The 12,699-nt window shown below is 74.4% G+C and carries 14 protein-coding genes; 9 read left to right on the top strand and 5 right to left on the bottom strand.

The window, feature by feature from the left end; translation table 11 throughout:
• Positions 1–20 precede the first annotated feature (20 nt).
• The 6 genes from folP (at position 21) to AB2U05_RS14585 (ending at position 4,642) form a co-directional block, all read left to right on the top strand.
• Positions 21–902 (top strand): dihydropteroate synthase, encoded by an 882-nt coding sequence (folP, locus tag AB2U05_RS14610; protein WP_244178590.1) that lies wholly within the window; start codon positions 21–23, stop codon positions 900–902.
• Between the two features lie 14 nt (positions 903–916).
• Positions 917–1,396 (top strand): nuclear transport factor 2 family protein, encoded by a 480-nt coding sequence (locus AB2U05_RS14605; protein ID WP_045692301.1) that lies wholly within the window; start codon positions 917–919, stop codon positions 1,394–1,396.
• Positions 1,397–1,669: 273 nt separating this feature from the next.
• Positions 1,670–2,029 (top strand): dihydroneopterin aldolase, encoded by a 360-nt coding sequence (folB, locus tag AB2U05_RS14600; protein WP_045692418.1) that lies wholly within the window; start codon positions 1,670–1,672, stop codon positions 2,027–2,029.
• 43 nt (positions 2,030–2,072) lie between these two features.
• Complete coding sequence (gene folK / locus AB2U05_RS14595; RefSeq protein WP_045692302.1) at positions 2,073–2,672, top strand: 2-amino-4-hydroxy-6-hydroxymethyldihydropteridine diphosphokinase; 600 nt, start codon at positions 2,073–2,075, stop codon at positions 2,670–2,672.
• 156 nt (positions 2,673–2,828) lie between these two features.
• A complete protein-coding gene (locus tag AB2U05_RS14590; RefSeq protein WP_045692419.1) occupies positions 2,829–3,317 on the top strand; it encodes a DUF3180 domain-containing protein in 489 nt (162 codons plus the stop codon).
• Between the two features lie 188 nt (positions 3,318–3,505).
• The gene (locus AB2U05_RS14585; protein WP_052706269.1) at positions 3,506–4,642 is read left to right on the top strand and encodes a hypothetical protein; all 1,137 of its coding nucleotides are present in this window, start codon (positions 3,506–3,508) and stop codon (positions 4,640–4,642) included.
• 128 nt (positions 4,643–4,770) lie between these two features.
• Here AB2U05_RS14585 and AB2U05_RS14580 read toward each other — a convergent pair whose 3' ends face one another.
• The gene (locus tag AB2U05_RS14580; RefSeq protein ID WP_045692303.1) at positions 4,771–5,346 is read right to left on the bottom strand and encodes a TerD family protein; all 576 of its coding nucleotides are present in this window, start codon (positions 5,344–5,346) and stop codon (positions 4,771–4,773) included.
• A 158-nt stretch (positions 5,347–5,504) separates the two neighbouring features.
• Entirely contained in the window at positions 5,505–5,993 is a 489-nt protein-coding gene (locus AB2U05_RS14575) for a hypothetical protein (RefSeq protein ID WP_045692422.1), read from the bottom strand.
• Between the two features lie 129 nt (positions 5,994–6,122).
• On the opposite strand from AB2U05_RS14575, the gene arfB reads away from it, so the two are divergent.
• Positions 6,123–6,554 (top strand): alternative ribosome rescue aminoacyl-tRNA hydrolase ArfB, encoded by a 432-nt coding sequence (gene arfB, locus AB2U05_RS14570; protein ID WP_369183421.1) that lies wholly within the window; start codon positions 6,123–6,125, stop codon positions 6,552–6,554.
• A gap of 12 nt (positions 6,555–6,566) precedes the next feature.
• Here arfB and AB2U05_RS14565 read toward each other — a convergent pair whose 3' ends face one another.
• Positions 6,567–7,094, bottom strand: a complete 528-nt coding sequence (locus tag AB2U05_RS14565) for a flavin reductase family protein (RefSeq protein WP_244178591.1) — start codon at positions 7,092–7,094, stop codon at positions 6,567–6,569.
• Positions 7,095–7,465: 371 nt separating this feature from the next.
• On the opposite strand from AB2U05_RS14565, the gene AB2U05_RS14560 reads away from it, so the two are divergent.
• Positions 7,466–9,274: a diguanylate cyclase gene (locus tag AB2U05_RS14560; RefSeq protein ID WP_045692306.1), complete on the top strand. Its 1,809-nt coding sequence runs from the start codon at positions 7,466–7,468 to the stop codon at positions 9,272–9,274.
• A gap of 193 nt (positions 9,275–9,467) precedes the next feature.
• Positions 9,468–10,460 (top strand): hypothetical protein, encoded by a 993-nt coding sequence (locus AB2U05_RS14555; protein ID WP_369183420.1) that lies wholly within the window; start codon positions 9,468–9,470, stop codon positions 10,458–10,460.
• A gap of 71 nt (positions 10,461–10,531) precedes the next feature.
• Here AB2U05_RS14555 and nagA read toward each other — a convergent pair whose 3' ends face one another.
• Together nagA and AB2U05_RS14545 are read right to left on the bottom strand one after the other, a co-directional pair.
• Complete coding sequence (nagA, locus tag AB2U05_RS14550) at positions 10,532–11,713, bottom strand: N-acetylglucosamine-6-phosphate deacetylase (RefSeq protein ID WP_369183419.1); 1,182 nt, start codon at positions 11,711–11,713, stop codon at positions 10,532–10,534.
• Positions 11,710–12,657, bottom strand: coding sequence for an ROK family protein (locus tag AB2U05_RS14545; RefSeq protein WP_045692309.1), 948 nt, complete (start codon positions 12,655–12,657; stop codon positions 11,710–11,712). Before AB2U05_RS14545 ends, nagA begins: the two co-directional genes overlap by 4 nt.
• Between the last annotated feature and the right edge of the window lie 42 nt (positions 12,658–12,699).

Raw genomic sequence — 12,699 nt, 5'->3', positions numbered from 1 at the left:
CCCCGTTCGATAATGGGGTCATGAACGATTCGCCGTCGTACACCCTGCCGGCCGGACTGCCGCGGCTCGGCCGCTGCGCCGTGATGGGCGTGGTCAACGTGACGCCCGACTCCTTCTCGGACGGCGGGCTCTGGCACGACCCCGCCAAGGCGATCGCGCACGGGCTCGCGCTGCGGGCCCGCGGCGCGGACCTGGTGGACGTCGGCGGCGAGTCCACCCGGCCCGGCTCGCAGCGGGTGCCCGAGGAGGAGGAGCTGCGCCGGGTGCTGCCGGTGGTGCGGGAGCTGTCCGCCGCCGGGGTGGCGGTGTCCGTGGACACCATGCGGGCCTCCGTCGCCGAGCGGGCCGTCGAGGCCGGCGCGGTGGTCGTCAACGACGTCTCCGGCGGGCTCGCCGACCCGGCGATGGCCCGGGTGGTCGCCGAGACCGGCGCGCCCTTCGTGGTGATGCACTGGCGCGGGCAGTCCGCGGACATGGACCGGCTGGCCGTCTACCGGGACGTGGTGGCCGACGTGGTCGCCGAGCTGACCGCGCGGATGGACGCGCTGCTGGCGGCCGGCGTCAAGGAGGACCAGCTGATCCTCGACCCGGGGCTCGGCTTCGCCAAGACCGCCGAGCACAACTGGGCGCTGCTCGGCAGGCTGGACGAGCTCACCGCGCTCGGCCGCCCCGTCCTCGTCGCCGCTTCGCGCAAGCGGTTCCTGGGTACGCTGCTCGCCGACCCGGAAACCGGGGAACTGCGCCCGGCCCGGGAGCGCGACGACGCGACCGCGGCCGTCTCGGTGCTCTCGGCGCGGGCCGGCGCCTGGGCGGTACGGGTGCACGACGTGTCCGGCACGGCGGACGCCGTCCGCGTGGTCGCGGCCTGGCAGCGTGCGGCTGGGGTGAGGGAGGGTCTGTGACAGGTGACGGCAGGTTGAGCGGCGGGACCGCGGGACGGGCCCGCGAGGCGGACCTGGAGGCGGTGCTCGCGGCGAACCGGGCGCTCTACGAGGCGCTGGAGCGCGGGGACCTGGAGGCGGTCGAGGAGGTCTGGCTGGGCGCCGCCGACGCCGACGACAAGGGCGGCGTGGTGTGCGTGCACCCCGGCTGGCCGGTGCTGCGCGGGCGGGCCCAGGTGACCCGGTCGTACATGCTGATCATGATGAACACGGAGTACATCCAGTTCTTCCTGACCGATGTCGAGGCCGAGGTGCACGGGGATGTGGCCCTTGTCACGTGCACCGAGAACATCCTCTCGGGGGGCGAGGCCGAGGAGGAGGGGGAACTCGGACCGCTGGTCGGCGGAAAGGTCGTGTCGACGAATCTGTTCCGCCGTACGCCGGCCGGGTGGAAGCTCTGGTCGCACCACGGTTCACCCGTCCTGACCAGCGGGGACGAGGAGGACGAGGACTGATTCCGGGGGCATTCCCGGGCTGTTCCGGGCGCGCCGGGGAATCCGCGCCGCGGCGTCGCCGGGGAATTCCCGAGTGGTCACCGAACGTTCACGTCAATCGCCATTCCGGTGCGCGTGGCGACGGTTCGTGCCGGGTAGGACGGTCGGGTGTTGTCCGCGCTCGCGGGTAGATTCGAAACGGAGTGGCGGGTCCGCCGCCCGCCTTTCGCCCTGCCCGTCCGTGCTTCGTTCCTCCGGGCGGGGCCCGTCCGACTGGGAGCAGTGATTCGTTTGCTGGACCGCGTCACCCTGCGGGGGCTGCGTGCCCGGGGCCACCACGGTGTCTTCGAGCGGGAGCGCATCGAGGGCCAGACCTTCGTGGTCGACCTCGTGCTGTACCTGGACACCCGCCCCGCCGCGTCCGGAGACGACCTCACCCGCACGGCGCACTACGGCATCGTGGCCGAGGAGGTCACCGCGATCATCTCCGGGGAGCCGGTCGACCTGATCGAGACCCTGGCGCAGCGGATCGCCGACCAGTGCCTGAAGCACGAGGCGGTCGAGGAGGTCGAGGTCACCGTGCACAAGCCGGACGCCCCGATCACCGTGCCGTTCGACGACGTGACCGTGACCATCCACCGGGGCCGCGCATGACCGCCACCGCGCGCCCGGTCACCGATGCAGAGGGAATTCTTCGATGAGCAGCAGTGACCCGACCGCCGAGCCGAACGCGTTCGACCTGGAGAGCCGGGTGGACTCCGCCGACACCACGCTGCACCGCCAGCACTGCGCGGTGATCGCGCTCGGCAGCAACCTGGGCAACCGGCTGGACACCCTGCAGGGTGCCGTCGACGCGCTCGCCGACACCCCCGGGCTGCGGATCAAGGCCGTCTCCTCGGTCTACGAGACCGAGGCCGTCGGCGGGCCGGAGGAGCAGCCGAACTACTACAACGCGGTCGTCGTGCTGCGCACCTCGCTGCCGCCGCGGGACCTGCTGGAGCGCGGCAACGCGATCGAGGACGCGTTCGGGCGGGTCCGGGAGGTCCGCTGGGGCCCGCGCACCCTGGACGTCGACATCCTGGCCTACGAGGGCGTCCTGAGCGACGACCCGCAGCTGCTGCTGCCCCACCCGCGCTCGCACGAGCGGGCCTTCGTGCTCGCGCCCTGGCTGGACGCCCAGCCGGAGGCCGAGGTGCCGGGGCACGGGCGGGTGGACGCACTGCTGGAGGCGCTCGGCGGCCCGGCCGCGCAGGGCGTCAAGCGGCGCGAGGACATCCGGCTGACGCTGCCGGAGTAGCCCCTCGCGGTCCGGGCGGGGAACTCGGCCAGGGGGCCCGGCCGTACGAGTAGATGAGTGACCGGCCGGGCCCGGTACGGTGGCTGGGCGCCGCCGCGCCGGGCCACCGGACGGCCGGCGGACTCCGTCCGCGACCTTGGGAAGGACCCGCTCCGAGTGAAGCTGCTTCGCCTCCGCCTGCTGATCGGCATCACCGCCGCCACGACGGCGCTGTCCTGGGCCGGCTCCAAGCTGTGGGCCTCCCTGGACACGCTGCCGGCCGTGCCGGCCGCGGCGCCGGCGGTGCTGGCGGCGGTGGCGGTGATCCTGCTGGCGACCGCGCTCTCGCTGCGCTCGCGGCTGAAGTCGGTGCGCGAGCGGCAGCCCGGCGCGAAGGGCGTCGACCCGCTGCTGGCCGCCCGGGCGGTGGTGCTGGGGCAGGCCAGCGCACTGGTCTCGGCGGTGGTCACCGGCATCTACGCGGGCGCCGGGATCTACCTGCTCGGCGAGCTGGACGTGTCGGCCCGCAAGGACCAGGCGGTCACGGCCGGGCTCGCGGTGCTGGCGGGGGCCGCGGTGATCGCGGCGGCGCTGTGGATCCAGCACGTGTGCAAGCTCCCGGAGAACCACGACGATCCGGGCGGCCCGGCGGCCACCCACCGCTGAGCAGGGCTTTCGCGGTGATCTTGGGTGAAAGGCCGGGCACGTGCGGTAAAACTTGCGCACTGTCAAGGGCCGAAGCGGACCCTGGGCTGACAGAGCCCCAATTCGCACGCTAGTTTCTTGGCATGTCTCGCGGACGCCACCGTCATTCCTCCGTCCTCGGCCGGATCTTTCCCCCCACCGCCGCCGGCGTGCTTCTCGTCGCCGCGCTGGCGGCCCTGCTTTTCAGTCAGGACACCGTCCTGGTGCGTTCGGTGGGCGTCGCGGCCGTGATCGCGACGCTCGGCTTCGCGCTGCTGCTGCGCCAGCGGGACAAGACGGCCCGGGCGGCCGCCGAGGTGTCCGCCGCGCAGCGGCTGCGGGCCGAGGAGCGGTTCGAGGAGCAGCTGGCCGAGGCCGAGTACGCGGCGGAGGTCGCCGAGGAGCGGGCCACCCGCTTCGGGCGCCGGCTGACGGCGGAGAAGTCGCGGCTGGCGAAGGCCGAGACGGAGACCGCCCGGCTGCTGCGGGAGCGCGCCGTGATGGTGGCCGAGCAGGCGCTGAAGGAGGCCGAGGCGGCCCAGCGGGCGCTGGCCGCGAGCCGGCCCAAGTACCCGGCCAGCCCGGCCGCGTTCGTCCGGGCCGGGGCCGTGCTGCGGCTGCTGGCGCGGCGGGCGGCGGAGCGGGAGGCGCAGTGGGCGCGGACCGCGGGCGCGGAGGTCGCGCTGCGGGCGCCCGCGCCCGAGTCGCGGATCGCCCCGGCCGTGCCGGTGGCCCCGGCCGCGCGAGTGGCTCCGGCCGTGCCGGCTCCCGCGGCTCCCGCGCCGGTGGCCGTGCCGGCGCCGGTGGCGCCCACGGTGCCCACCCCGGCGCAGGCGCCGGTGGCCGAGGCTCCGGAGGGGCTCGCGCCGGTGCCGCCCGCGCCGGTGCGCCCGGCGCTGACCGCGACGGTCGGGCAGCTCGGCGGGCCGGCCAACACCGCCGCGTCGACCGTCCCGGCCAAGGCGGTGCTCGCGCCGGTGGAGCGGCAGCGTCCGCGCCCGGCGCAGGCCGGGCAGGGGCGCGGGCAGGGCTTCAGCTTCTTCGGCCGCACCCCCGGCGCGGCCGTCCGGGCCGCGGCCCCGGTGCCGGCGGTGGGCAGCGTCGCCGAGCTGGGCGAGCGGGCCGACCTGGCGGACGTGGTGGGCGACGAGGCGGTCGCCGCGAAGGCGAAGGCCGAGGCCGCCGGGCGACCGGTGGCGGCCCCGGAGCCGGACGGGCGGCCGGCGGGCGTGCCCGAGGTGGTCGACCTGACGCCGGAGGACGAGACCGAGCTGATCCAGCTGCCGGAGCTGCGCGCCTCGCGCTGACCGGAGGCTCGGGCAGGGACGGAGACGGAGACGGCGCGGGAGGCCCGGGGCCTCCCGCGCCGTCGTGGTCCCGGGGGTGCGTCGGACGGGTGCTCGGAGTCGTGCCGGGTCCGTCCGACCGGGGTGGGTCAGATCTGGACGCCGAAGTCCTGGGCGATGCCGGCCAGGCCGGAGGCGTAGCCCTGGCCGACCGCGCGGAACTTCCACTCGCCGCCGTTGCGGTACAGCTCGCCGAAGATCATCGCGGTCTCGGTGGCGGCGTCCTCGGAGAGGTCGTAGCGGGCGATCTCGGCGCCGCCGGCGGCGTTCACCACGCGGATGTAGGCGTTGCGGACCTGGCCGAAGTTCTGGCCGCGGGCGGTGCCGTCGTAGATGGTCACCGGGAAGGTGATCTTGACGGCCTCGGCGGGCAGGCCGGCCAGGTCGACGTCGATCGACTCGTCGTCGCCCACGCCCTCACCGGTGCGGTTGTCGCCGGTGTGCACGACGGTGTTGTCCGGGGTGCTGGTGTTGTTGAAGAACACGAAGTGCGCGTTGGTGAGCACCTTGCCGTCCGCGTTCAGCACGATCGCGCTGGCGTCGAGGTCGAATTCGGCGCCGGTCGTGGTGCGGACGTCCCAGCCCAGGCCGACGCGGACCGCGGACAGGCCCGGGGCCTCCTTGGTCAGCGAGACGTTGCCACCCTTGGTGAGGCTCACAGGCATGACGGTTGCAGTCCCTTCGATCGCATGTCGCGGTTTTCCGGGACAACGCGGATCTCCGGTGGCTTGGTTCCGCGCCGGCCGCCGATTCTCCGCAGGGCGGAATCTCCGGGCCGCCGGGCCGGGAGTCAACGACGGGCAAAGTCCGGGCAATGCGCAGGTCAGATCCGGCGGAACCGGCCCTGCAGCGACCAGATGGCCGGATTGTCGGCCAGGTCCGGGTGCATGTCGAACAGGTCGGCGAGGGTGTCCTGGAGGAAGTCCCGGGCCTCGCGCCGCAGTTCGTCGTGCCGGACGACGGCGGGCGGCTCGTCCGGCAGCCAGGTCGCGCTGATCTCCACCCAGTTGAAGCGGCGGGCGAAGCGCAGCAGCTCGGTGTTCTGGGTGAAGTCGAGGTCGGCGGTCTGCACCCGGGCGGCGCGGCTGCCGGCCGGGTCCTGGTCCAGTTGCTCGGCGATGTCGCACAGCGCCCAGGCGAAGTCCAGGACGGGCACCCAGCCCCAGGCGGTGGACAGTTCGGCGCCCTCGGCGTCCAGGTAGACGTCGCCGCAGAACAGGTCGTACCGCAGCGCGTGGACGGAGGCGGTGCGGTAGTCCGTCTGCGGGGGGTCGGGGAAGCGGTTGGAGAGGGAGTAGCCGAGCTCGATCACGTAGGCCATTGTCGGGGCTCGGGGACCGTGCGGGTAACCGCCCCGCCCCGAGCCGGAGGCGAGCGGGCGAGTACCGGATAACCGGATAACCGGGTGACCTGGCGGGGGCGGGCTTGGGATGATGGGCGCATGCCCGAGCCCATCCGCGTACGGGGGTCGGTGGTCGTCCCCGACGCCGAGCTCGTCTGGCGCTTCTCGCGTTCCTCCGGCCCCGGTGGCCAGCACGTCAACACCTCCGACTCCAAGGTCGAGCTGCGCTTCGACCTGGCGTCCTCGAAGGCGCTGCCCGAGGTGTGGCGCGAGCGTGCCCTGGAGCGGCTGGCCGGCCGGCTGGTGGACGGCCGGGTGCTGGTGATCCACGCCTCGGAGTTCCGCTCGCAGTGGCGCAACCGGGAGGCGGCCGCGGCCCGGCTGGCGGCGGTGCTGGGCGAGGCGTGCGCGCCTCCGCCGAAGACCCGGCGGGCGACCAGGCCGAGCCGGGGGATGGTCGAGCGGCGGCTGTTCAACAAGCGGCACCGCTCCGAGCTGAAGCAGGGGCGCCAGGCGCCGCGCGGCGAGTAGCGGCGCGCGGGCTCAGCCGAGGGTGCGGTAGCCGCCGCGGAAGTAGAGCAGCGGGCGGCCGCCGGGGTCGGGGACGGTGGCTTCCAGGACGCGGCCGACCAGCAGCGTGTGGTCGCCAGCGGGTATCCGCTGCTCGGTGCGGCACTCGACGGTGGCGAGCGCGCCCTCGATCAGCGGGGCACCGGTGTGCGGGCCGCGGCGGTGCGGGGTGTCCGCGAAGAGCAGCCGGTCGCTGAGCCGGCCCTTCATGGCGAAGCGGGAACCGATCGTCTTCTGCCCCTCGGTGAGCACCGAGACCGCCCAGCCGTCCGTCCGGGAGAGCACCTCGTCCATCCGGGAGTCCTCGCGCACCGAGATCAGCACCAGCGGCGGCTCCAGCGACACGGAGAGGAAGGACGTCGCGGTCATGCCGACGTCCTCGCCGTCCTCCGGGTCGTGGACGGTCACCAGGCTCACGCCGGCGGCGAGCTGGGAGAGTGCTGCCCGGAACTCGTCGGGCGTGGCGTGGGAGGCAGCTTCGGGCTGCGGGGACGGGTACACGTACCGCACGGTAGTCGTCGCTCCGGTGGGGCGGTATCGGGCCCTGGTCGTAGGACCACCGGCGCAGTCGCGCGGTCACGCCGGGTGGCCGAGCTCACTCTCAGGAGTGAAGGGAGGGGCCTGCCGGGCGGCAGTGGGCTTCAGGGCGCGGCCCATGCGGTCGACCACCGGAAATGTTCCGATAGCGCTTGATGCCCGCTATGGGGCGGATGAACTGATTAAGGGTGCATTAGTGTCGTGTGATTTAAGTCACAAGTAGTGGCCTATTGCTGACCGAGCGTGCCGAACGCTGTGCTCCCTGTGATTCAGTTCTTCTGGCAATCGGACGATAACCAATCAAGAACTATCCGAAGCAGCCGGGGAGCCCCCGCATGGAAGCCGAGTCGGAGCCGTACGTCCGTCTCGCGACCCTCCGCACCTTGCACCGGGTCGTGGCGGACCTCAACGCTGCCCGCAGCCTGGCGGGCACGCTGCAGGCCGTCGTCGAGGGCGCGGTGCACGGACTCGGATTCGACGCCGCCGCGGTGAGCCTGGTGCGGCCGGACGGCGACCTGGTGGTGGCGGCCGTCTGGGAGCTGGAGGAGAGCACCATGGGCGGCCCGTCCGTGCTGCTCGGCCAGGTCGGCTCCCGGGAGTCCTGGGACCGGCTGCTCGGCGTCAGCGACCACTGGGGCACCCTGCGCTTCCTCCCGTACGACCGCGGCTGGGCCGTCGCCAGCGACATCCCGCGCTGGATCGGGGACGGGCCGATGCCCGTCTACGCCAACGACTGGCACCCCGCGGACGGCCTGCTCGCCCCGATGTACAGCGCCGGCGGCGACCTGCTCGGCGTGCTCTCGGTGGACCGCCCGCGCAGCGGCAAGCGGCCCGGCGCGTGGACCCGCGAGGCGCTGGAGATGTTCTCCCTGCAGGCCTCCATCGCGATCGGCAACGCCCGGCTGCGGGCCGAGATGCAGCGCGCGCTGGCCCGGCTGGAGAAGGAGCAGCAGGCGCTGCGGGCCAGCGAGGAGAGCTTCCGCCAGGCCTTCGAGTACGCGCCCAGCGGGATGGCCATCACCGAGCTGCACGGCGCCGGGCGCGGCCAGCTGACCAGGGTCAACGACGCGCTCTGCCGGCTCCTCGGCCGCCCGCGCGCGGTGCTGCGCCAGCAGAGCTTCGCCGACCTCGTGCACCCGGACGACCGGGCCCTGCTGGAGCGCACCAGCGCCGAGAGCGGCCGGGCGGAGCTGCGGCTGTCCCGGCGGGACGGCGGCTACCAGTGGGTCTGCCTGCGCAACTCGATCGTGGCGGACGCGGCCGAGGGCCCGAGCTTCCTGCTCACCCACGTCGAGGACATCGAGGACCGCAAGCGGCACGAGCTGCAGCTCGCCCACCGGGCCAGCCACGACGCGCTCACCGGCCTGCCCAACGGCGCCGAGCTCAAGGCCCGGCTGGCCCGCCGGCTGTGCGCCGAGGTGCCCTCGGGCGCGCCGGTCGGCGCCGCCGGCGGCCCGGTCGAGCCGGCGTACCAGCCGGCGTACGGCTACCGGACGGACTACCCGGCCGACCCGTACGGCGCGCACCCGGCCTACGACGGGCTCGAGGGCGCGGACCCGTACGGCGGCGCGGGCCACGACTACGGCTCGGCGGACGGGCGGCCGCTCGCCGACCTGCCGCCGGGCTACGGGGAGCACGTGCACGCGGTCGTCCCGGACGACCACGGGCCGGGCGGCGAGGCCTGGTCGGCGCCGTTCCGGGGGGCCGCGGTGCCGGCCGACAAGGGCCTCGCGGTGATCTTCTGCGACCTGGACGGCTTCAAGTCGATCAACGACCGGTTCGGGCACAACGCGGGCGACTCGGTGCTGGTCGAGGTCGCCCGGCGGCTCAGCGGGGCCGTCCGGGACGGCGACACGGTGGCCAGGCTCGGCGGCGACGAGTTCGTGGTGCTCGCGGACGGCATCGGGCGCGAGGAGGCCAAGGACCTGGCCCACCGGCTGCGCAACGCGATCATCCCGCCGATGCGGATCGACGGGAGGGGGATGCGGGTCGGGGTGAGCCTCGGGATCGGCTGGGCCGGCTGCGGGATGAGCATCGAGGAGGTGCTGCACACCGCGGACGAGCGGATGTACGACGAGAAGCGGGCGCGCGGCGGGGCGGTGCGCGGGGCGCGGGGCGAGCGCTCGCACCGGCGCGCGGGCTAGCGAGCGGGCTGGCGCGCGGGCGCTGCCGCGGGCCGGGGTTGCGTCGGGGGCGCGCAGGTTACCCGCGAGTTGTCAAGGGTTCTTTCCCGGTCGTCAGGTGCGGCAGGTAGGGTTCGCGGGAACGACAGCGTCCACGATCCGCACGGCCGGCCCGAAGCCCGGCGGTGCGCACCGGATGGGGGAGTAGAGCACCGTGACGACCGCCGGCAGCAACGGAGTGCCCGAGGGCCAGGGGGGCGGTGCCCCGCAGGACGACGACCCGTTCGGCTACCTGTACCGCCCGGCCGAGGGTGCGCCCGCGCAGCCCGGCGAGCCGCAGCAGGGCGTGCCCCGGACGTCGTACAACCGCCCGATGGAGGTCGGCCGCGCACAGTACGGCCAGCCGTACCAGCAGGGCGGCCAGCCGCGCGGGCAGCAGCCGCCGTACCAGCAGCAGGCCCCGTACCAGCACCAGGGCGGTCCGGGCGGGCAGCCGCAGCAGTACCCGCCGCAGCAGCCCGAGTACGGTGCCGCGCCGACCCAGACGCAGAACCGCTACGCCGAGCACTCCCGGCCGCAGCCGGGGGACGAGCGGCCGAGCAGCAGCGGGCGCAGCCGGGGCGCGGTGATCGGCGCGGTCGCCGTGGTCGCGGCGATCGCGATCGGGGCCGGGATCGCGCTGTCCACCGGGGACGGCGACAAGAGCGCCAAGGGCGGCACCACGACCGCCGCGCCGCCGGCCCCGACCAGCGCGGCGCCGACCGCCACCGGCACGCCGTCCGCCTCGCCCTCGGCGAGCGCGACCTCCGGGCCGTCGACCGTGGACGCGGGCCAGCTGCAGGCGCAGAACGCGCCGTCCGGCAACAGCGTGAAGGGCGCGAAGTCGGCGGACGGCAGCTACCTGACGCTGCAGCAGGGCGGCACGGTGACCTGGAACGGCCAGGTCGCGGCGGCCGGGACGTACAAGCTGACGATCCACTACAACAACCCCGGCGGGGACGTGAAGGGCGCGGCGTCGGTCAACGGCAAGGACTGGCCGAGCGGCGTCACGTACCGGAACTACGTCCCGGGCAAGGACCCGGCGTCCTCGTGGTTCAGCACGTACATACTCCCGCAGCTGCAGGCGGGCCAGAACAGCGTCACCCTGGCGGCGCCGGGCGGCGCCTCGGTGCTGATCGACCAGATCACCGTCGAGCCGAGCAGCTGACGCCCGATCCGGCCCCCGGACACGACGACGGCCGCCCTTCCCCGGTGGGGACGGGCGGCCGGTGCCGTTCGTCAGGCCGGCTTGACGGTGGCGAAGGCGTCGCCGCCGCGGATCCACCGGCCGCGGCGCATGACGGCGACCAGGTCGTAGCTCTCGGAGTCGACCACGACCAGGTCGGCGAGCTTGCCGGTCTCCAGCGAGCCGATCGAGTCGGCGAGGCCGAGCAGCCGGGCCGGGGTGGCGCAGAGCGACTCGACGGCCTGGTTCAGGCTCAGCCGGTTGACCGTCACCGAGCGCTTGAAGGCCACGTCCAGGGTGAGGGTGGAGCCGGCGATGGAGCCGCCCTCGACCAGCCGGGCGACGCCGTCCTTGACCTCGACCTGGAGCGGGCCGAGGGGGTAGAGGCCGTCGCCCATGCCGGCGGCGCCCATCGCGTCGGTGATCAGGGCGACCCGGTCGGCGCCGGCGGTGCCGTAGGCGAGGTCGAGGACGGAGGGGTGCAGGTGCACGCCGTCGTTGATCAGCTCGACGGTGACCCGCTCGTCCTCGAGCAGGGCGACGATGGGGCCCGGTGCGCGGTGGGCGATGGCGGGCATGGCGTTGAACAGGTGGGTGGCGACGGTGGCGCCGGCGTCGATCGCCTCCAGGGTGGTGGCGTAGTCGGAGTCGGTGTGGCCGACCGCGGCGATGATGCCGAGGTCGGCGAGCATGCGCACCGAGTCGAGGCCGCCGGGGAGTTCGGGGGCGAGGGTGACCATCCTGGCGTGGCCGCGGGCGGCGTCGACGAGCTTGCGCACCAGGGTCGGGTCGGGGTCGCGCAGCAGGTCGGGGCGGTGGGCGCCGCAGCGGTTGTGGGAGATGAACGGGCCCTCGAAGTGGATGCCGGCCAGGATGCCGTCCTCGACGAGTTCGGAGAGGACGGCGGCCTGGCGGGCGACCTCGTCGATCTCGCCGGTGACGGTGGAGGCGATCGTGGTGGTGGTGCCGTGTTCGAGGTGGGTGCGGGCGGCACGCAGGGCCTCCTCGGCGATGCCGGAGGCGTAGGAGGCGCCGCCGCCGCCGTGGACGTGCAGGTCGACGAAGCCGGGCACGACGGTGTACCCGGTCAGGTCGAGGTCGCCGGGCTCGCTCGCGCCGCCGAGGCCCGCGATGCGGTCGCCCTCGACGCTGATGCGGTCGCCCTCGACGACGCCGCCGGGCAGGACCAGGCGGGCGCCGGCCAGGGCGGTACGGTCACGGTCCGCGGTGGTCACGCGGTCACCTCCAAGGTGAGCAGATCCCAGGCGAGCAGGCCCGCGCCGAGGGATGCGGCGGTGTCTTTGAGCATGGCGGGTACGACCTCAGGGGGCATCTGGAAGGTCAGGCGCTCGGTGACCGCCGCGCGCAGCGGGGTGAAGAGCGTGTCCCCGGCCTCGGCCAGCCCGCCGCCGACGATCACGGTGGACGGGTCGAGCAGGCTCTGGGCCAGCACGATGCCGTCCGCCAGGGCGTCGACGGCCCGTTGCCAGACCGCGAGCGCGCGGTCGTCCCCGGCGTCCACCGCGGCGGCGCAGGATGCCGCGTCGGCGTCGGGGTCGCCGGTGGCCTCGGCCCAGGCGCGGGAGACGGCGGAGGCGGAGGCCAGGGTCTCCAGGCAGCCGCGGGCGCCGCAGCCGCACCGGGGGCCGCCGGGGCGGACCACGACGTGGCCGATCTCGCCGCCGTAGCCGTGCGCGCCGGCCTCGATCCGGCCGTCGATGCCGATGGCGCCGGCGATGCCGGTGCCGAGGGCGATGAACAGGAAGCGGCCCACGCCCCGGCCGGCGCCGAGCCGGCCCTCGGCGAGGCCGCCGGAGCGCACGTCGTGGCCGAGCGCCACCGGGATCGCGGAGCCGCCGGGGCCGGCCAGGCGCTCGCCGAGCAGCTTGCGCAGCGGGAGGTCGCGCCAGCCGAGGTTCGCCGAGTAGACCGCGATGCCGTTCTTCTCGTCGATCGTGCCCGGGACGGCGACGCCGGCGGCGAGCGGGGCGACGCCGAAGCGGGCCCGGCCCTCGTCCGCGAGGTCGGCGGCGAAGTCGAGGATGGCGGCGACGACGGCGTCCGTGCCGTGCTCCCGCCCGGTCGGTCGGCGTGCCTCGAACAGCACGGAGCCGTCCTGGGCGAGCAGCGCGGCCTTCATGCCGGTGCCGCCTACATCGAGTGCGATGACGTGCTTCACGGGGACAGTTTCCCTTGGCCGGGTCGAAGAGGTCTAGTCCAG

Source organism: Streptomyces sp. Y1, from assembly GCF_041053115.1.
Taxonomy (GTDB): Bacteria; Actinomycetota; Actinomycetes; order Streptomycetales; family Streptomycetaceae; genus Kitasatospora; species Kitasatospora rubellomurina.
Note: the sequence above shows the minus strand (reverse complement) of the source record. Positions and strands in the feature narration are given on the sequence as shown.

Bases quoted from the DNA above. Each gene is read 5' to 3' on its own strand.
- folP (WP_244178590.1), top strand. From the start codon at position 21: ATGAACGATTCGCCGTCGTACACCCTGCCGGCCGGACTGCCGCGGCTC.
- folK (WP_045692302.1), top strand. From the start codon at position 2,073: ATGAGCAGCAGTGACCCGACCGCCGAGCCGAACGCGTTCGACCTGGAG.
- AB2U05_RS14580 (WP_045692303.1), bottom strand. From the start codon at position 5,346: ATGCCTGTGAGCCTCACCAAGGGTGGCAACGTCTCGCTGACCAAGGAG.
- arfB (WP_369183421.1), top strand. From the start codon at position 6,123: ATGCCCGAGCCCATCCGCGTACGGGGGTCGGTGGTCGTCCCCGACGCC.
- AB2U05_RS14560 (WP_045692306.1), top strand. From the start codon at position 7,466: ATGGAAGCCGAGTCGGAGCCGTACGTCCGTCTCGCGACCCTCCGCACC.